This window comes from Streptomyces mirabilis (genome assembly GCF_039503195.1).
Classification (GTDB): Bacteria; Actinomycetota; Actinomycetes; order Streptomycetales; family Streptomycetaceae; genus Streptomyces; species Streptomyces mirabilis_D.
Genome location: NZ_JBCJKP010000001.1, coordinates 6286371 through 6305601, shown reverse-complemented (window position 1 = coordinate 6305601; position 19231 = coordinate 6286371). Strand labels below are relative to the sequence as shown.

Here is a 19231-nt window from a genome sequence, read left to right as displayed (position 1 = left end):
GATTCGGCGTCGCCTACAGTCACTTCGTGCTCTTTGGAATGGTGTGCGCGCTCGGCGCGGCGGTCTGCTTCGGTACGGCGACGGTGTTGCAGGCGATCGCCGCGCGGGCGGCGGCCGACAGCGGCGGCTCGGGCGGGGACGCGGCTCTGCTGCTGCGGGCGCTGCGGCAGTGGCGGTATGTGGCGGGCCTCGCGCTGGACGGGCTTGGCTTCCTGTTGCAGATCGCGGCGCTTCGCTCCATCCCCATCTACGCGGTCGGGGCGGCGCTGGCGGCGAGCCTCGCGGTGACGGCGGTGGTCGCCGCGCGGCTGCTGCACGTGCGGTTGAGCGGGGTGGAGTGGGCCGCGGTGGGAGTGGTGTGCGCGGGGCTGGCGATGCTCGGGCTGGCGTCCGGGACGGAGGGCAGCGAGGCCGGGTCCATGACGCTGAAGTACTGGATGCTGGGGACCGCGGTGGTGGTACTGCTGCTCGGTCTGGTGGGCGGGCGGTTGTCCGGGCGGGGCCGGGCGTTGGTCCTCGGGCTCGGGGCCGGGTTCGGGTTCGGGGTCGTAGAGGTCTCGGTACGACTGATCGACGACCTCGCGCCCGCCACGCTGCTGACCAACCCGGCGACGTACGCGCTGCTCATCGGCGGAGGCGCCGCGTTCATCCTGCTGACCTCGGCGCTGCAGCGCGGCTCGGTGACGACGGCCACGGCCGGTCTGGTCATCGGCGAGACCATCGGACCGGCCCTGGTGGGCGTGATCTGGCTGGGCGACCGCACCCGCGAGGGCCTGGCCTGGCTGGCGGTACTGGGGTTCGCGGTGGCGGTGGCGGGCGCGTTGGCGCTGGCACGGTTCGGGGAGGCGCCGGTGGAAGAACCGGCGAAGGAGCCCGTGCAGGAGGGGTGACGGAGCCCTCGGCGTAGCAGTCGAACCGCTTGATCTTGCCGTCGACGAGCTCGAACACGTACGGAACGAACACCACCGGAGAGGCCCGAGCAGGACAAGGAGCGCTGGAGCGTACCGACGAGCTGCAGCACCGCAGCCCTGACAGCACGCGCAAGATCCCCGAGTGCTCCGCGGCCGCGGGTGCGTCTCGCCCCGGCCGGCGATCGTGGTCGGCGTACCAGGACCCCGCGTTCGAGCGGCTCCACGCGGGCGCGAGTGGGCGGCCCCCGTTCGCGTCCGGGCCGCCGCGGATCCCTGGAGGGAGAAGCACGGCGCAGCCCCGCCGCAGGGGGCCGTCCGCGGCGGCGCGCCCCTCCGGTCCTCAGGTCATCGCCTCCACGATCCCGTCCCACAACCGGACCCTCGCCTCCAGGGCCAGCGTCGCTGTTTCGACCGCCTCCTGCCAGCGCGTGTCGTCCGTGCCGCAGAGGTCGGCCACCATCTGCAGGGCCATGGGGGTGTGTTCCTCGCCGTCGACCTCGATATGTCGGGCCAGGTAGTCGCAGAAGAGCGGGAAGCGGTCGGTGCCCTCCTTCTTGATGACCTGATCGAACATGTCGGGGATGAGGTCCTCCCGGGAGAAGGCGAACGCGGCCGCCCGGCAGTGCAGCGGCCGGTCCGAGATGATCTCGAAGGTGGTGCGGACGAACCCGGCTGCGGGCGCGGGGACTTGGGCGACGCGGAGCGCGGAGGGCACGTCGTGGCCCTCGGCGATCAGGGCGAGGAAGGTGTCGATCCTGGTCCCGTCGGCGTCCGCCTCGGTCATGCCCGCGCGGTACAGCTCGAAGTGGCTGGTGAAGCCGCCGTTCAGTTCGTCGCTCTCCTCGACCAGGACGATGTCGTTGATCAGGCGTCGGCTCGCCTCCGTGCCACGCGGCACCCAGGGGACGTCGACGCAGGTCAGTTCCCGTTGGAGGGACTTCAGGAGCGACATGAAGTCCCATACCGCGAACACATGGTGCGCCATGAACGTCGCCATGTCCTCCCGGCTGTTCATCCGCTGGTAAATCGGGTGGGTGGTGACCTCCTTGCGAGCGGGTTCGATCACGGAACGCGCCCGCTCGATTTCCTCGTGGTTCATATTCCAGTCGTACCTGGACATGGGATCTCCTTCTTGGTGCAAGAGAGGGGCCGCAGCGGCGACGGATGGCGATCGTGCAGCTTTATCTGCGGGCCTCGCAAGCACTTTCTGAAATTACGGGAGAGTTACCAGGAGTATCGATCTGCAGAAGATGCCAAGACAACCGAAAGGTAAACAAAAGGTCACGATCCGGACGCTCGGGAAACTTCGTTGAAGATTTGAACGCGCTGTACGCGCTTTCCGTACTCGATGGCGTGACCAGGAATCCCGTAACCGTCACCGTGGCGTATCACGTGATCCCGGGCCGCGAGACCGACTTCCACTCCTGGGGGTGGGCCGTACTGCGGGCGAGCTCGCGCGAACCGGGCTTCCTGGGGGGTGGTGTACTTGCCGACGGAGGGGCGGAGTGGCATGTGGTCTACCGCTTCGACAGCGAAGGGTCGGCCCTGGCCTGGGAAGACTCGACCATCCGGGCGCAGTGGGCCACCCGGGCGGACCCGTTCGCCCGGGAGACGGGCCGGCGGAGCGTGCGGGGCTCCAAGAGCTGGTTCGATGCCCAGACCGGCCCGCCGAAACCGCCGGCCGCACCGCCCTCGCCCGCGAAATGGAAGCTTTGGTTCGTGAATATGAGCGCGGTTTTCCCACCGGTGCTGCTATTCAATCTGCTAGTGATTCCGTATCTCGGTGGTCTCAATCCGCTCATCCGAACACTGCTGTTGTGTCTGTGTGTGACGGCCCTCGTCACCTGGATTCTCATGCCGCGCCTTCAGCGGTTCTTCAAGAAATGGCTGTACCCACCGCTCCAGGCGCTCCGCGGACGCCACAAAAGACGGACCGCGTAGGCCCGAGAACGATCAAAGGGAGGTGGGCGGGTGAAGACCCTGCTCATCGACAATTACGACTCGTACACGTACAACCTGTTCCAGCTGATCGCCGAGGTCAACGGCGAGGAGCCGGTGGTGATCCTCAACGACGCCACCCCCGACGGAACAGAAGGAAGAACTCCGGATCTCTCGGAATTCGACAATGTGGTGGTGTCGCCGGGACCGGGGCACCCGGCCGAATCCCGTGACTTCGGGATCAGCGCCGGAGTGCTCGCGGAGTCCACGATCCCGGTGCTCGGTGTCTGCCTGGGCCACCAGGGCATCGCACTCGGGGAGCGGGGCCGGGTGCTGCCCGCCCCGGAGCCCCGGCACGGGCATCTGTCGAGAATCCGGCACGACGAGCGGGACCTGTTCCAGGGGCTGCCGCAGCACTTCACCGCGGTCCGCTACCACTCGCTGTCCGTGCGCGAGCCGCTGCCCGAGACACTGGAGGCCACGGCCTGGTCCGAGGACGGCGTCCTGATGGGGCTGCGGCACCGAACCCGGCCGCTGTGGGGGGTGCAGTTCCACCCGGAGTCCGTCCTCACCGAGTACGGCCACCGGATGCTCGTGAACTTCCGCAACCTCACGGCGCAACGCGCCCGCAAGACCCGTACGAAGAACACCGCGGTCCCCCCGTCCGCGGCGGCCGTCCCCGCCCCCGCCACGCCCTCCCGCCCCGCGCGGACCGTCCGCCCCGCCCACCGGCTGCACACCCGCCGCATCGCCACCCCCGTCGACGCGGAGGCCGCCTTCACCCGCATGTACGCCGCCTCCCCGCGGGCGTTCTGGCTGGACAGCGCGCGGGTCGAGGAGGGGCGGTCACGGTTCTCGTTCTTCGGTGACGGCTCCGGGCCGCTCTCGGAGTTCGTCCGGTACGACGTCACGAGCGGCCGCTGCGAGATCGAGCGGGCCGGCCGGCCCGCGCGCAAGGTCCGGGCGAGCGTCTTCGACTACCTCAAGCGGCAGTTGGCGAACCGCCGCGTGGACGCCACCGGGCTGCCCTTCGACTTCACCGGTGGATACGTCGGCTACTTCGGTTACGAGACCAAGGCCGACTGCGGCTCCCCGAACCGCCACCGGGCCGAAACCCCCGACGCCTGCTGGCTGTTCGCCGACCGGCTGATCGCGGTGGACCACCAGGAGGGCTTCACCTACGCCGTCTGTGTGGCCGAGGACACCCCCCAGGCCACCCGGGAGGCCACCGACTGGCTCGACGGCGCACTCGCCCAGCTCACCTTCGTCGGCCCCGACCCGCAGCCGTTACCGCCCGCTCCCGTGTCGGCCGAGCCGGACCTCGACGCCGCCGAACCGTGGCTCGTCCGCGACCGGTCCGCCTACCTCGCGGACATCGAGGCCTGCGCGCGCGAACTCCGCGCGGGCACCAGCTACGAGATCTGTCTGACCAACGCCGCCCGCCTGCCCGCGCCGACCGACGCCTACGACTTCTACCGGGTGCTGCGCCGCGTCGACCCGGCGCCGTACGCGGCCTTCCTCCGGTTCGGCGACCTCGACGTGGCGGGCGCCTCCCCCGAGCGCTTCCTGCGGATCGCCCGCGGCGGCGTCGCCGAGGCCCGGCCCATCAAGGGCACCGCGCCCCGGGGCGGCACCCCGGAGGAGGACACACGTCTGCGGGACGCGCTGGCCGCCGACGCCAAGACCCGCGCCGAGAACCTGATGATCGTCGACCTGCTCCGCAACGACCTGGGCCGGGTCTGCCGGACCGGGACGGTACGCGTCTCCCGGCTCATGGCCACCGAGACCTACGCCACCGTGCACCAGCTCGTCTCCACCGTCGAGGGCCGGCTGCGCCCGGAGACGGACGCGGTGGACTGCGTCCGCGCCTGCTTCCCCGGCGGCTCGATGACCGGCGCGCCGAAGCTGCGCACCATGGAGATCATCGACACGCTGGAGACCGAGGCGCGCGGGGTGTACTCCGGCGCCCTCGGCTACCTGGGGTGCAGCGGCGGCGCCGACCTCAGCATCGTCATCCGTACCGCCGTACTCGCGGACGGGCTGACGCACCTGGGCGCGGGCGGCGCGATCGTCCTCGACTCCGATCCGGCCGCGGAGTACGACGAGATGCTGCTGAAGACGGCGGCACAGATGCGGGCCCTGCGGGAGCACCAGGAAGCCACCCCGGCAGGGGTGAGCGCCCGTCGGGCGGACACCCCCCGCCGAGCCGCCGTAGAGGAGCCCGCCCGGTGACGATCCCCACGTCCACGCCCACTCCGCAGTCGCCGACCGGCACCCACACGGACTCCGACGCCCCCGGCAACCTCGCCACCCATCTCGCCGCGCTCGCCGAGCGGCGCGGCTGGGGCGACCGGATCGCCTTCCACCAGGGCCACCGGGCCTGGACGCACGGCGAGGTGCACGAACTCGCGGGCCGCGCGGCCGGTGTGCTCCGCGGGCACGGCGTGGGCGCGGGCGACCGGGTACTGCTCGCGCTGCCCGACGGCATCGCCTGGGTGGCGGCGTTCCTCGCCACCGCCCGGCTGGGCGCCGTCGCGGTCCTGGTCAACCCCGAACTGCCCCCGCCCGAGCACGCGTTCATGGCCGAGGACGCCAAGGCCGTGCTCTGCGTGACCGGACCGGGCCTGGAGGACCGCTTCACCGACCGTGTGCGCCTCGGCGCCGATCAGCTGATGGCGCTCACCGCCGACGCCGAACCGGCCACCGCGCACCCCGTCGACGCGCACACCCCGCTCTACGTCCAGTACACCTCCGGCACCACCGGCCGGCCCAAGGGTGTCGTGCACTGTCACGGCGACCCGAAGACGTACCACGACCTCATCGGCCGACGGCTGCTGCGGATCACCCCGGACGACGTCACCCTGTCGGTGTCGAAGCTGTACTTCGCGTACGGCTTCGGCAACGCCTTCGTCTTCCCGCTCTTCTCCGGCTCCTCCGCCGTCCTGGTGGACCGGCGTCCGAACCCCGCCGCCGTGGACGAACTGGTCGCCCGGCACCGGGTCACCCTGCTTTACTCCGTGCCCTCCGCGTACGCCGCCCTCGTCGCCGACCGGGGCAGCGGCCACGCGACCTGCTTCGCCTCCGTACGCGCCGCCGTGTCGGCCGGGGAGTGCCTGCCCGAGGGGCTCGAGAAGCAGGTCGCCGATCTACTGGGCGCGCCGGTCCTGGAGCAGATCGGCTCCACCGAGGCCGGTCACGCGTTCTGCGCCAACAGCTTCGAGCACCACCACCCGGGCACGGTCGGCCGCCCGGTCCCCGGTTTCGAGGTGGAACTGCGCGACGGCGCCGGTGTGCCGGTGGAGGACGGCGCGGAGGGCGAACTCTGGGTGCGCGGCCCGACGCTGACGCCCGGCTATCTGAACCGGCCCGAGGAGACGGAACGCACCCTGGTCGGCGGCTGGCTGGCCACCCACGACCGGGCGCGCCGGGAGCCGGACGGCAGCTACCGGCACCTGGGACGCACCGACGACCTGGAGATGGTCGGCGGGATCACCATCTCCCCACTGGAGGTCGAGGCCGTACTGCGGACCCATCCTGCGGTGAAGGAGGTCGCGGTCGCGGCCATGACCGACTGGCGCGGCTTCAGCCGGCTGCGGGCCTTCGTCGTCCCCGTCTCACCCCTGCCGCACGGCCTCTCCGGACTGTCCGGGCCGTCAGGTCTCGAGACAGAACTCGTGAGCCTGGCACGCGAGCACCTCGCCGCGTTCAAGGTCCCCAGAGCCATCAGCTTCGTCCCGTCCCTGCCCCGCACCTCGACCGGAAAACTCCGCCGCCACCTCGTCCGCCAGGGCGCCTGGTGACCCCCGCGGCACCACGACCACAGACCACGACCACAGACCCGGACCACAGCCACAGCCACAGGACAGACAGGACAGAAGGGAACGGGCCCATGCGACAGCAGCAGCCCCTGCTCGCCGACCGCGGTTTCTACCTGGGCCCGATGTTCCGCCACGCGGCGGACCGCCACGGAGCCGTGTTCGTCACCCTGGACCGGCCGCTCGACGTCCGTCCCGGCCTCGGGGTCGACCTCAGCTATCCGGTACTGGCCGAGGTGGTCGAGGAGCTCTCCGGACGGCTGTGGGAGGCCGGGGTCCGGCCCTCGGAGGAGGTGGTCGTCCACAAGACGGACAACGTCGACATCGTCCTGCTGACCTGCGCCGTCTCCCGTATCGGGGCCGTTCCCGTCCTCCTGTCCCCCGCGCTCGCAGGCCCGGTGGTGGGCCGGCTCCTCGAACGGCTCCACCAACCCTGGCTGATCACCGACAGAGCCAAGCTGGAAGGCCCGCTGGCGGACGTCGGCCTCTCCACCCTCGTACGACGGACGCTCTCCGTGGACGACGCGCCCGGGGTCGAACCCCTGGAGAAGTACGCCGGGGCGGAAACCCCCTCGCCCGTCCGGCTGCATCCGCGCGAGCCCGCCCTGATCACCCACAGCTCGGGCACCACCGGCCTGCCCAAGCTCGCGGTGCACTGCGCGAACACCATGTGGAACCGGCTGGTCCCGCAGAAGGCGATGGGCTGGCCCACCCGCGGCGAGACCGCCGCGCTGCACATGTCGTTCGTGCACTCGCGCTTCTACCACCTGCTCGGCGTCCTGCTGCACTTCGGCAGCCCGCTCGTGCTCATCACCGACCCGGACCCCGCCACGGTGGGACCGCTGCTGACCCGGCACCGACCCGGCATCGTCGAGACCCACCCCAACACCTTCGTGCTGTGGGAGGAGCTGGCCGACGCGCCCGGAGCGCCGCTGTCCCGGGTCCGCTCGTACGGCTCCACGTTCGACGCGATCCATCCGCGGACCGTACGGCGGCTGCTGGACGCCTCGAAGCGACGCACGCCCTGGCTGATCCAGCTGTACGGGCAGAGCGAGACGGGTCCGGTGGCCTTCCAGTGGTTCACCCGGCGCAGCGCCGCCCGCGCCGACGGGCGCCGGGTCGGGATAGGGATCCCCGGCTTCACCCGGGTCCGGGTCACGGACGACTCCGGCGGGCGGGCCAGGCCCGGCACGCCCGGCCGCATCGAGGCCCGCACCAGAGGGCGGATCCTCACCTATCTCGGCGCCCGGGAGCAGTACCTGCGCCAACTGGACGGCGGCGGCTGGTGGCAGATGGGCGACATGGGGTACCAGGGCCGGCTGGGCGGGCTGTATCTGATCGACCGTGAGATCGATCGGATCGACTCGGTGCACAGCAATCTGGAGGTCGAGGACGCGCTGATGGACCGGCTGGAGGAACTGCGTGAGGTGGTCATCGTGCCCGGCGCGGACCGCGAACCGGTGCCGGTGGTGTGCGTGCGCGGCGAACAGCCGCTGGACCCGGCGCGCTGGCGGGAGGCCACGGCCGATCTGCCGCCCCTGGCCGAGCCCCGGCAGTGGCGCTTCGAGGCACTGCCGATGACCGCGACCTGGAAGGTGAAGCGGGTGGAGATCACCCGCATGCTGGCCGAGGGCGCGCGCACGTGAGCGGCGACGCCCCCGGCCGACCGGTCCTCGTGGTGGGTGCCGGGCCCGTCGGGCTTTCGGCGGCGCTCGCGCTGCGCGCGCACGGGCTGCCGGTCGTGCTCCTGGAGGCGGACCCCGAGGAGCGCGAACGCGCGGGCAGCCGCGCCCTGTTCGTCCACCGGGAGACCCTGCGGCTGCTCGACGGGATGTGCCCGGGGCTGGCCGCCGAGATCACGGCGTACGGGCGCACCTGGCACACCAGACGGACCCTGTACCGGGGCCGCGAGGTGTACGCCCGCACCTTCCCGCCGCCGTCCACGCCCGGCCTCCCGCCCTTCACCAGCCTGCGTCAGGTGGACACCGAGCGTTTCCTGCGCACCGCGTGCGAGGGGGCCGGAGTGGAGTTCGCGTGGGGGGTGCGGGTGACGGGGGTGCGCGTCGCACCGGCGGAGGTCGTGCTCACCGGCGAGGACGGCCGCGTCTGGACCGGCACGCACGCCGTCGCCGCGGACGGGGCGCGCTCGGCGGTCCGGGGCGAGCTGGGCATCCCGATGGAGGGGACGCGCGCGGACGGCTTCCATGTCGTCGTGGACGTCGCCGACCTGCCCGGCGCCGAGCTGCCGTTGGAGCGGGTCTTCCACTACGAGCACCCGGGGGTGGGCGGCCGCAGTGTGATGCGGGTGCCGTTCACCGGGGGCTTCCAGGTCGACCTGCAGTGCCGGGACGACGACGCGCAGGAGACGTACGGGACCGAGGAGGCCGTACGGGAATGGCTGCCCGCGGTGGTGGGCGACGGGTACGCCGAGCGGATCCTGTGGGTGTCGACGTACCGTTTCCTGCGCAAGGTCGCCGTCTCGTTCAGCGACCCGCACCGGCGGGTGCTGCTGGTCGGCGAGGCCGCCCATCTGTTCCCGCCGTTCGGCGCGCGCGGGATGAACAGCGGGATCGCGGACGCGGCGGCCGCCGCGCGGGCGATCACCGACGGGACGGCCGAGGCCGTCGCCGGGTTCGCCGAGGTCCGGCGGGCTGCGGCCGTGTTCAACAGCGCGGCTGCCGGCAGCGCGCTGGACCATCTGCGACCGCACCGCCGGATCGTCCGCGTCAAGCAGCGGGCGGCTGCGGCGCTCGCGCCCGTGCTGCCGTGGTGCGGTTCCTGGCTGGAGCACGCGCCGTACGGGCCACGGAACGGTTCGCCCGCTGCCGCGGGTCGCAAGTACTGAGACCGAGAGGGGTACGCAGTGACACAACCGGCCATCGCGGAGGAGTTGTTGGCGTGGGCGCCAGGCCGTGGGCTGACCTCCGGTCCGGCCCCCGGTACGTTGCCGGGCGGCCGGCTGCTCGTCGCGGACTCGTGGCTGCTGCGCGACGGCCGGATGCGCGGCTTCGACCGGCACCGGGAACGCTTCCTGCGGGCCTGCGGCGACTGCGGCGGCCCACCGCTGGACCGGCTCGTCGCGTTCTGGCGGGACATGACGGCCGCGCTGCCGCGCACCGGGGAGTGGTTCCCCCGGGTCGAACTGGCCTCGGGTTCCATGGAGTTGCGGCTGCTGCTGCGGCACGCGCCGCCGCTCGGCACGGGTGTACGGGTCTGGGCGGCGGGGCAGAGCGATCCACGGACCGTCCCCCGCCGCAAGGGGCCCGACCTGGACACCCTGGCCCGGGTGAGGCGGCGGGCCTCCGGGGAGGGCGCGGAAGAGGCGGTGCTGATCGCGTCCTCCGGTGTGGTGCTTGAGGCGGCCACGGCCAGCGTGCTGTGGTGGGAGGACGACACCCTGTGCCTGCCCTCGCCGCAGCTGCCCGTCCTGGCCGGAGTGACGGCCGGCCTCATCCAGGAGCGGGCCCACCGGTCCGGGATCCGTGTCGCCCACCGCGAACGGACCGTGGCCGAGCTCGACGGCCGTGAGGTGTGGCTCGTGAACGCGCTGCACGGAATTCGGCCGGTGACCGCCTGGACGGCGCGGCCGATGAGCCCGGCGCCGGCCGTGCGCGCCCCGGAATGGCGGCAGTGGCTGGACGACGTCATGGAACCGCTGCCGGCCGACTGAATTCCGGGCACAAAAACCGAAGAAGGACCGACGACCGAAAAGCAGCGCCGGGACGAATTCGATTCGTCCCGGCGCTCCCTCTCGTGCCCTCGTTCCCGAATTCAGCTTTTCTTCTGGGCCGGCTGATGGGCACCCGGCACCATACGGGTCGCGATCGCGATCCGGTTGTACGCGTTGATGACGGTGGCCGCCCAGATCAGCGCCGCGATCTGGGCCTCGTCGAAGACCTCCGCCGCCGCGGCGTAGACCGCGTCCGGCACGTGTCCGTCGTGGACCAGCGTCACGGCCTCGGTCAACGCCAGTGCGGCACGCTCCCGTTCGGTGAAGAACGGGGTCTCCCGCCAGGCGTTCAGGGCGTAGATCCGCTGCTCGGTCTCGCCCCCGGCGCGGGCGTCCTTGGTGTGCATGTCGAGGCAGAACGCACAGCCGTTGAGCTGCGAGGCGCGAATCCTGATCAGCTCCAGGAGTTCCGGTTCGACCTTGGCGTCCTGCGCCGCAAAAACGGCGGCACCGTGCAAGGCGCCCATGGCACCGGAAACCTCGGGGGTAATCTTCTTCAGAGCCACGCGGGACAGGGCTTCACTATTACTCATGAGGCGACTCTATTCCACGAAAAAGACCGTCGTCTCCCTCGTTGCGGAAAGTGCCGTTGAAAGTGCTGGGGAAGGTTCCATTGAAAGTGCCGTTGAAAGGCAGTGCCGCGCACAAGGCGTCCAGCGCCCCGGACCACCCGTGGTCCGGCGGTGTCCCGTACCCCACCACCAGTGCGTCGGTCCGCTCGGCGGGCGACTCCGGGTGGCGGTAGCGGTCGAGCCCGTGCACCGCGAGCCCCTGCCAGGCCGCCGCCCGCAGCGTCTCCTGCTCGGTGCCGGGCGGCAGGCGCAGCACCACGTGCAGGCCCGCCGCGATGCCCGTGGCCCGGACCCCGGGAGCCTGTTCGGCGAGCCGCGCCACCAGGGCGTCCCGGCGGCGCCGGTAGCGCAGCCGGGACGCGCGGACGTGGCGGTCGTAGGCGCCCGACGTGAGGAACTCCGCCAGGGTGAGCTGGTCCAGCACCCCGCACGACCAGTCCACCCCGCCCTTCGCCGCGACCACCTCCGGGGCGAGCGACGGCGGCAACACCAGCCAGCCCAGCCGCAGACCCGGGGCCAGCGACTTGCTGGCCGTGCCCACATGGACCACGTGGTCGGGATCGAGACCCTGAAGGGCGCCGACCGGCTGACGGTCGTAGCGGAACTCCCCGTCGTAGTCGTCCTCCAGGATCAGACCGTCCCCGCGCCGCGCCCAGTCCACCACCTGCGCCCGCCGGTCGGGGTGCAGCGGTACGCCCATCGGGAACTGGTGGGCGGGCGTCATCAGCACCGCCCGTACGCCTCCCAGCGCGTCGCCGCCCTGCGAGCCGGCCGCCAACTCCTCCGTGCGCGTGCCGAGTTCGTCGAACCCGAGCGGCACCGTCCGCAGCCCGGCCCGCTCCAGCAGCCGCCAGTGGACGTCGAGCCCGTAGGACTCCACGGCCAGCGAGTTCAGTCCCCGCCCGCGCAGCACCTGGCCGAGCAGCATCAGGCCGTGCGCGAAGCCGGAACAGATGACGATGTGCTCCGGGTCCGTGCGGACGCCCCGGGCGCGGGCCAGATAGCCGGCCAGGGCGGTGCGCAGTTCCACCCGGCCGCGCGGGTCGCCGTAGTCGAGGGCCTCGTGCGGGGCGACGGTCAGGGCGCGGCGCGCGGCCTTCAGCCAGGCCGCGCGGGGGAAGGAGGACAGGTCGGGGGAGCCGGGGACCAGGTCGTACGCCGGGCGGGCGTGGGTCGGGCGGCCGGGTGCGGAGGTGGCGGAGGGGGCGGGCACCGGGCGGCGGGCGACGCTCGTGCCCGAGCCCTGGCGGGCGGTGAGCCAGCCCTCCGCCACCAGGTCCGCGTACGCCTCCGCGACCGTGTTGCGGGCGACGCCCAGGTCCGCGGCGAGGGAGCGGGAGGAGGGCAGCCGGGTGCCGGGCGCGAGGCGGCCACTGCGGACCGCCTCGCGGAGGGCTTCCGTCAGACCCCTGCGGACACCGGGTCCGGTCGGCTCGACGTGGAGGTCGACCCCGAAAGTGGCCCAAGATTTCGCCATGTAAATGGACCATACTCCTGGGCTGCTTCGCTCGTAGGGTCGAGAACATGACGACGAACGACACCACCATCGAGACGACCGCCACGACCGACACCACCGCCGGGTACGCCCCCGAGCACAGCCCTCGCCTGCACTGGGCCAAGCACGCCCCCGAGGTCTACAAGGCCATGCTCCGGCTGGAGACGGCCGCGCAGCAGGGGCTGGAGCCGAAGCTGCGCGAGCTGGTGAAGATCCGTGCCTCGCAGCTCAACCACTGCGCGTTCTGCCTCGACATGCACACCAAGGACGCGCTGGCCGCCGGGGAGAGCGTGCAGCGGATCGTCCAGCTCAGCGCGTGGGAGGAGTCGAAGCACTTCTACACGGCGAAGGAACTCGCGGCGATCGAGCTGACCGAGGCCGTCACCGTCCTCACCGACGGATTCGTGCCGGACGAGGTGTACGAGAAGGCGGCCCAGCACTTCGAGGAGGCCGAGCTGGCGCAGCTGATCGCCGCGATCACGGTGATCAACGCGTGGAACCGGTTCGGCGTGAGCACGCGGATGGTCCCGGGGCACTACGAGGCGGGCCGGCACCAGTGACGGAGCGCGGCGATGCCACGAGGGAGCGTACGAAGCTGCTCGACCCGGCGGTCGGGCGGGCCCTGTCCGCGCTGAGCGCCGCCGCGAAGAAGGGGCTCGGCGAGCCCGCGCTCGCCGAACTCGTCATGATCCGCGCCTCCCAGCTCAACCACTGCGCCTTCTGCCTCGACATGCACCTCGATCTGGCCCGCAAGAACGGCGAGTCCGAGGACCGCCTCCAGCTCCTCGACGCCTGGGAGGAAGCGGAGGACCTCTACAGCGGGCGCGAGCGGGCGGCGCTGGCGCTGACGGAGGCGGTGACCGTCCTGACGGAGGGCTTCGTGCCGGACGAGGTGTACGCGCGGGCGGCCGAGCACTTCGACGACGTCCGGCTCGCGCATCTCATCGCCCTGGTCACCGCGATCAACGGCTGGAACCGGGTGATGGTGAGCCGTCGGATCCCACCGGGGGGATACGCGCCGTGAGCGTGGTCGAGGCCGCGCAGGACGTCCCGGCGGGCGCCGACCGCGGGGATCGGTCGGCGCCCCCGTCGACGTGCTGCCACTGCCGCGGGCGGGGATCCCGGGCCCGGTCAACGGGGTCGCGCGGTGGCCGGGGTCACGACAGCCACGCGCGCCACGTCGACGCGTGGCTGTCGACCCACTTCTTCGCCGCGTCCTGCGCCGACAGCTTGTCGTTCGCGATCATCAGGGAGACCTCGTTCTGGTCCTCGGTGGTCCACTTGAACTTCTTCAGGAAGGCGGCCGCCTTGCCGCCGCTCTTCGCGAAGTCGGCGTTCAGGTACTTCTGGAGCGGTGTGTGCGGGTAGGCGCAGGCGACCTTGGCCGCGTCGGCGTCGCAGCCCTCCTTGTACGGCGGCAGCTTCACCTCCGTCATCGGGACCTTCTTGAAGAGCCACTGGGGCGAGTACCAGTAGGTGAGGAAGGGCTTCTTCTCCTTGGCGAACTGCTTCATCTGGGTGATCTGCGCGGCCTCCGAACCGGCGAACACCACCTGGTAGTTCAGCTTCAGGTTGGCCACCAGGGCCTTGTCGTTGGTGACGTAGGAGGGCGAGCCGTCCATGAGCTGGCCCTTGCCGCCGCTCTCCGCGGTCCGCATGTGGCCGGCGTACTTGTTGAGGTTCTTCCAGTCGGTCACGTCGGGGTGCTGCTTGGCGAAGTACGTCGGGACGTACCAGCCGATGTGCCCGGTGACGCCCAGGTCCCCGCCGGGGGCGATGGTCTTCTTGTCCTCGACGTACCGCTTCTCCTGGTCGGGGTGACCCCAGTCCTCCAGGATGGCGTCGACCCGGCCCTGGCTGAGCGCGTCCCACGCGGGGACCTCGTCGACCTGGACGGTGTCGACGCGGTAGCCGAGCTCGTGCTCCAGCAGGTACTGCGCGACGGCCACGTTGGCCTGCGCGCCGACCCAGGACTGGACGGAGAGGGTCAGGCTCTTCGAGCCCCGCGCGTTCGCGAAGGGCGAGGCCTGCTTGGTCATGTCGACGGCGCCGCAACCGGTCAGCGTCAGCAGCGCGGCCGCACCGGCCATCACCGAAGTCGTACGTAGGCGCATGTCACGCTCCCTTCTTCGTGGTCCGCGCGGTCGGCTGGGTCACCCGGTCGAGCATCAGGCCGAGGCAGACGATCGCCGCGCCGGCCACGAGGCCGGTCGCCAGGTCACCCTGCGCGAGGCCGAACACGACGTCGTAGCCGAGTGCGCCACCGCCGACCAGACCGCCGATGATGACGACGGCGAGGACGAGCACGACGCCCTGGTTGACGGCGAGCAGCAGCGACTGGCGGGCCAGCGGCAGCTGGACCTGGCGCAGCTGCTGGGCGCCGGTGGCGCCGAGCGAGCGGGCCGACTCCAGCGCGGCCGGGTCGACGGCGCGCAGGCCCTGGGTGGTGATGCGGACGACGGCGGGCAGCGCGTAGACGACCGCGGCGGCCACGGCGGGCGCGCGGCCGACGCCGAACAGCGCCACCACCGGGATCAGGTAGACGAACTGCGGCATCGTCTGGAAGACGTCCAGGACCGGCCGCAGCAGCCGCTCGACGCGCTCGCTGCGTGCCGCCGCGATACCGGTCGCGAAGCCGAGCACGAGGGTCACGGCGACCGCGGCGAGGACCTGCGACAGCGTGTCCAGGGACGGCTTCCACACGCCGAGCACCCCGATCGCGGCCATCGCGAGGACCGCGGTGAGGGCGGTGCGCCAGGTGCCGATCAGCCAGGCGAGGGCGGCGACGATCAGCAGGACCGACCACCAGGGCAGCCACTGGAGGCCGTCCCGGACGGGGTCCAGGACCCAGGTGGTGAAGTGGCCCGCCCAGTCGGCGGTGCCGCCGATGTAGGGGACGCCGGAGTAGAGGTGATTGGTCATCCAGTCGACGACCCGGTTCACGGGCTCGGCGATGGAGAGGGTCCAGGAGGCGGGCCAGTCGAGCCGGCCGGTGAGATGTCCGGCCAGCGCCACGGCGAGGGCCGCGGCGGCGGCGTACGCCCAGCGCAGTGCCGTCGCCCCGGAGTCCGAGCCGAGCCGCTCCCCCGCCGCTCCCGTCACCCGGTCCAGGACGACCGCGAGCAGCACGATCGGGATGCCGGCGGCGAGCGCGGCGCCCACGTCGACGGAGGCCAGCGCCTGGTAGACGCGGTCGCCGAGGCCGCCCGCGCCGATCACGGAGGCGATGACCGCCATGGACAGGGCCATCATGATCGTCTGGTTGAGACCGAGGAGGAGTTCCTTGCGGGCCAGCGGGAGGCGGGCGGTCAGCAGGCGCTGGCGGACGGTGGCGCCGAGCGAGGTGACGGCCTCCATCACCCCGGCGTCGGCGTCACGCAGGCCGAGCGCGGTGAGGCGGGCCATGGGCGGGGCGGCGTACACGACGGTGGCGAGGACGGCGGCGGGCACTCCGATGCCGAAGACGAGGACGACGGGGAGGAGGTACGCGAACGCCGGGAGCACCTGCATGGTGTCGAGGACGGGGCGCAGCGCGCGGTAGGTGCGGTCGGAGAGACCGGCGGCGAGGCCGAGCAGCGCGCCCAGCAGGACGGACGCGAGGACGGCGACCACCATGAGCGCGAGGGTCTGCATGGTCGGCACCCACATGCCGAGCAGTCCGCAGGCGAGGAACGCGGCGGCCGTGCCGAGCGCGAGCCGTACGCCCGCCGTGCGCCAGGCGACGAGTGCCGCGACGGCTGTCACACCGGCCCAGCCCGCCGCGAGCAGCACAACGTAGACGGCGCGCACGGAGAGGACGACGGCGCTGCTGACGTACCCGAAGAAGTACAGGAACAGGGGGTGGCTGTCCCGGTTGTCGATGATCCACTCGCTGGCTCTGCCGAGGGGCGCGGAAAGATCGACGGTGAGGGCGCCCGGCCAGGTGCCGCTCGCCCAGTGGGAGTCGAGGACCGGGACGATCACGGCCGCCGCGACGGCGAGCAGCAGCAGCTTGCCGACGGCCCGGTGTCCGCGGAGGTTCTTGAGCAGCGCGGAGACGCCGGAGTGACCGACGGTCGCGGTGACGGTGGCCATCAGGCTGCCTCCCCACGGGGGCCGTCCGGCGCCCCGGTGGCGGGCGTGTCCGCGCCGGCCACGACGCCGAGCAGCGCCGCCGAGTCCACGACGCCGAGGCAGCGTCCGTGGTCCATCACGCGGGCGGGGTCGCCCGAGCGGGCCACCGCCTCGATGGCCTGGGAGACGGTCGCGTCGGGTGCGAGCGCCGGGCCCCGGGCGGCCTCCGCGGCGGACGCGGCCCGCATGGCCGTACGGACGGTCATGACCTGTTCGCGCGGTACGTCCCGGACGAACTCGCGGACGTAGTCGTCGGCGGGTGAGCCGACGATCTCCTCGGGGGTGCCGAGCTGGACGACACGGCCGTCGCGCATGAGCGCGATGCGGTCGCCGAGGCGCAGCGCCTCGTTGAGGTCGTGGGTGATGAAGACCATCGTGCGGCCCTCGTCCTGGTGCAGCCGGATGACCTCTTCCTGCATGTCGCGCCGGATCAGCGGGTCGAGCGCGCTGAACGGCTCGTCGAAGAGCAGGACCTGGGGGTCGACGGCGAGCGCGCGGGCGAGTCCGACGCGCTGCTGCTGACCGCCGGAGAGCTGGGCGGGCCTGCGCTGTTCCATGCCCTCGAGGCCGACCTTGGCAACGACCTCGGCGGCCCGCTTCCGGCGCTCGGCCTTGCCGATGCCCTGGATCTCCAGGCCGTACGCCACGTTGTCGAGCACCGAGCGGTGCGGGAGCAGGCCGAAGTGCTGGAAGACCATCGCGGCGCGGTGGCGGCGCAGTTCCCGCAGCCGGTTCTTGTCCATGGCGCGTACGTCCTCGCCGTCGATGACGATCGCGCCCGCGGTCGGCTCGATCAGCCGGGTGAGGCAGCGGACCAGCGTGGACTTGCCGGAGCCGGACAGCCCCATGACGACGAAGACCTCGCCCTTGCGGACGTCGAAGCCGACGTCCCGGACGGCGGCCGTGCAGCCGGTGCGGGAGCGGAGTTCGGCGGGGTCGAGGGCGGCGAGCCCGGGGTCGGCGGGGACGCGCTCGGCCTTCGGCCCGAACACCTTCCACAGGCCGTCGACGGAGAAGACGGCGTCGGCGGAACCGGGTGCACTGGCGGGCGGACGGGCAGGGGTGCCGGTGGTCGTACTCATCACGCACCGCCCCCGATCAGCTCGGCGCATTTCTCCCCGACCATGAGCACTCCGATCATCGGGTTCACGGCGGGCATCGTCGGGAAGACGGACGCGTCGGCGATCCGCAGACCGTCGAGACCGCGCACCCTCAACTCGGGGTCGACCACGGCCAGTGGGTCGTCCGTGGCGCCCATCCGGCAGGTGCCCGCGGGATGGTAGACGGTGTGCGCGACCTGACGGGCGTACGCGCTCAGCTCCTCGTCGTCGGTGACCTCGGGCCCGGGGCACACCTCGCGCTTGAGCCAGCCGGCGAGCGGCTCGGTGCGGGCGATCCGGCGGGCGATGCGGATGCCCTCGACGAGGGTGCGGCCGTCGTAGTCGTCCTCGTCCGTGAAGTAGCGGAAGTCGAGGGCGGGCTTGACCGATGGATCGGCGCTGGTCAGATAGAGGCGGCCGCGGCTGCGCGGTTTGGGGATGTTGGGGGTCATGGAGACGCCGTGCGCCGGGCGTTCGTAGCCCAGCCGCTCCGGGTTGTCCGTGAAGGGGATCTGGTAGAAGTGGAACATCAGGTCGGGGCCCGCCTGTTCGGGGTCTCGGCGCACGAACAGGCCCGCGTCGGAGTCCATCGCCGAGTTCTCCGGGATCGGCCCGTCGGTCTCCCAGACGATGACCGACTCGGGGTGGTCGAGCAGGTTCTCGCCGACGCCGGGCAGGTCGTGGGCGACGGGTACGCCGAGCTCCGCCAGGTCGTGGGCGGGCCCGATCCCGGAGTGCAGCAGCAGTCGCGGCGAGTCGACCGCGCCCGCGCACAGCAGGACCTCGCGCCGGGCCCGTACGAGGCTCTCCGTGCCGTCCTTGGCGCGCACGTGCACGCCCGTGGCGCGCGTCCCCTCCAGCTCCAGCCGGTACGCCCAGGTCTCCAGCAGCAGCGTGAGGTTGGGCCGTTCGTCCATCACCGGGTGGAGATACGCGACCGACGCGCTGGAACGCTTGTTGTTCTCGGGGTGGTAGGCGAGGTCGAAGAAGCCGGTGCCCTCGGTGAACGGCTTCTTGTTGAAGCCCTCGACGCGGGGCACGCCCAGCGCGCCCTGGGCGGCTTCGACGAAGTCGCGGGCGATGGCGTTGCGGTCCTTCTCGTCGACCGGGACGATGTTGTTGAGGAGCCGCGCGAAGTATGCCTCCATGGGCACCGCGCCCCAGCCCTTGGCGCCCGCCGCCTCCCACTCGTCCCAGTCGGACGGCAGCGGCTTGAAGGCGATCAGCGTGTTGTGGGACGAACAGCCGCCGAGGACGCGGGCCCGGCTGTGCCGGATGTGCGAGTTGCCGCGCGGCTGCACGGTGGTCGGGTAGTCGTAGTCCAGCTCGCCGCCGAGCAGGCCCATCCAGCGGCGCAGGGTGAGGACGTCCTCACGGCCGACGTCGCTGGGACCGCCCTCGATGACGGCGACCGTCACGTCGGCGTTCTCGGTGAGACGGGAGGCGATGACGGAGCCTGCCGTGCCGCCGCCGATGACGACGTAGTCGTACGTGTTCTCGGACGCGTTCTCGTGAGTGCTTTCGTGCATGGGGGTGCTCCAGGGTGCAAGGGCAAGT

Annotated in this window: 16 protein-coding genes; 9 read left to right on the top strand and 7 right to left on the bottom strand. The window is 71.9% G+C overall.

Annotation, left to right across the window (positions count from 1 at the left end):
• The first annotated feature begins 38 nt into the window (after nt 1-38).
• On the top strand, nt 39-890 hold the full coding sequence (locus tag AAFF41_RS29105; protein WP_343326371.1) for a DMT family transporter: 852 nt from the start codon (nt 39-41) through the stop codon (nt 888-890).
• Between the two features lie 361 nt (nt 891-1251).
• Here AAFF41_RS29105 and AAFF41_RS29100 read toward each other — a convergent pair whose 3' ends face one another.
• Nucleotides 1252-2031, bottom strand: a complete 780-nt coding sequence (locus tag AAFF41_RS29100) for a DUF3050 domain-containing protein (protein ID WP_343324869.1) — start codon at nt 2029-2031, stop codon at nt 1252-1254.
• Nucleotides 2032-2237: 206 nt separating this feature from the next.
• Here AAFF41_RS29100 and AAFF41_RS29095 point away from each other — a divergent pair, with 206 nt between their 5' ends.
• From AAFF41_RS29095 to AAFF41_RS29070, 6 genes are all read left to right on the top strand, one after another.
• Entirely contained in the window at nt 2238-2852 is a 615-nt protein-coding gene (locus AAFF41_RS29095) for a putative antibiotic biosynthesis monooxygenase (RefSeq protein ID WP_425526255.1), read from the top strand.
• Nucleotides 2853-2882: 30 nt separating this feature from the next.
• The gene (gene pabB, locus AAFF41_RS29090) at nt 2883-5081 is read left to right on the top strand and encodes an aminodeoxychorismate synthase component I (RefSeq protein WP_343324867.1); all 2199 of its coding nucleotides are present in this window, start codon (nt 2883-2885) and stop codon (nt 5079-5081) included.
• On the top strand, nt 5078-6649 hold the full coding sequence (locus AAFF41_RS29085) for an AMP-binding protein (RefSeq protein WP_343324866.1): 1572 nt from the start codon (nt 5078-5080) through the stop codon (nt 6647-6649). The genes pabB and AAFF41_RS29085 overlap by 4 nt, the downstream gene beginning before the upstream one ends.
• Before the next feature lie 89 nt (nt 6650-6738).
• On the top strand, nt 6739-8310 hold the full coding sequence (locus AAFF41_RS29080; RefSeq protein WP_343324865.1) for a class I adenylate-forming enzyme family protein: 1572 nt from the start codon (nt 6739-6741) through the stop codon (nt 8308-8310).
• A complete protein-coding gene (locus AAFF41_RS29075; RefSeq protein ID WP_343324864.1) occupies nt 8307-9509 on the top strand; it encodes an FAD-dependent monooxygenase in 1203 nt (400 codons plus the stop codon). Before AAFF41_RS29080 ends, AAFF41_RS29075 begins: the two co-directional genes overlap by 4 nt.
• Nucleotides 9510-9527: 18 nt before the next feature.
• The gene (locus AAFF41_RS29070) at nt 9528-10334 is read left to right on the top strand and encodes an aminotransferase class IV (RefSeq protein ID WP_190170025.1); all 807 of its coding nucleotides are present in this window, start codon (nt 9528-9530) and stop codon (nt 10332-10334) included.
• A gap of 101 nt (nt 10335-10435) precedes the next feature.
• Here the strand turns inward: AAFF41_RS29070 and AAFF41_RS29065 are convergent, their stop codons facing one another.
• Nucleotides 10436-10927: a carboxymuconolactone decarboxylase family protein gene (locus AAFF41_RS29065; RefSeq protein ID WP_343324863.1), complete on the bottom strand. Its 492-nt coding sequence runs from the start codon at nt 10925-10927 to the stop codon at nt 10436-10438.
• The gene (pdxR, locus tag AAFF41_RS29060) at nt 10920-12443 is read right to left on the bottom strand and encodes a MocR-like pyridoxine biosynthesis transcription factor PdxR (protein WP_319751705.1); all 1524 of its coding nucleotides are present in this window, start codon (nt 12441-12443) and stop codon (nt 10920-10922) included. The genes AAFF41_RS29065 and pdxR overlap by 8 nt, the downstream gene beginning before the upstream one ends.
• A 47-nt stretch (nt 12444-12490) precedes the next feature.
• Here pdxR and AAFF41_RS29055 point away from each other — a divergent pair, with 47 nt between their 5' ends.
• Entirely contained in the window at nt 12491-13021 is a 531-nt protein-coding gene (locus AAFF41_RS29055) for a carboxymuconolactone decarboxylase family protein (RefSeq protein ID WP_343324862.1), read from the top strand.
• Complete coding sequence (locus AAFF41_RS29050; protein ID WP_343324861.1) at nt 13018-13485, top strand: carboxymuconolactone decarboxylase family protein; 468 nt, start codon at nt 13018-13020, stop codon at nt 13483-13485. The genes AAFF41_RS29055 and AAFF41_RS29050 overlap by 4 nt, the downstream gene beginning before the upstream one ends.
• A 133-nt stretch (nt 13486-13618) precedes the next feature.
• Here the strand turns inward: AAFF41_RS29050 and AAFF41_RS29045 are convergent, their stop codons facing one another.
• Genes AAFF41_RS29045 through AAFF41_RS29030 form a run of 4 tightly spaced genes read right to left on the bottom strand, consistent with a single transcriptional unit; the run spans nt 13619 to nt 19203 of the window.
• The gene (locus AAFF41_RS29045) at nt 13619-14575 is read right to left on the bottom strand and encodes an ABC transporter substrate-binding protein (RefSeq protein ID WP_319751708.1); all 957 of its coding nucleotides are present in this window, start codon (nt 14573-14575) and stop codon (nt 13619-13621) included.
• Nucleotide 14576: 1 nt separating this feature from the next.
• Nucleotides 14577-16535, bottom strand: coding sequence for an ABC transporter permease (locus AAFF41_RS29040; RefSeq protein WP_343324859.1), 1959 nt, complete (start codon nt 16533-16535; stop codon nt 14577-14579).
• Nucleotides 16535-17656: a quaternary amine ABC transporter ATP-binding protein gene (locus AAFF41_RS29035; RefSeq protein WP_343324858.1), complete on the bottom strand. Its 1122-nt coding sequence runs from the start codon at nt 17654-17656 to the stop codon at nt 16535-16537. The genes AAFF41_RS29040 and AAFF41_RS29035 overlap by 1 nt, the downstream gene beginning before the upstream one ends.
• A complete protein-coding gene (locus AAFF41_RS29030; RefSeq protein ID WP_319751711.1) occupies nt 17656-19203 on the bottom strand; it encodes a GMC family oxidoreductase in 1548 nt (515 codons plus the stop codon). Before AAFF41_RS29030 ends, AAFF41_RS29035 begins: the two co-directional genes overlap by 1 nt.
• Between the last annotated feature and the right edge of the window lie 28 nt (nt 19204-19231).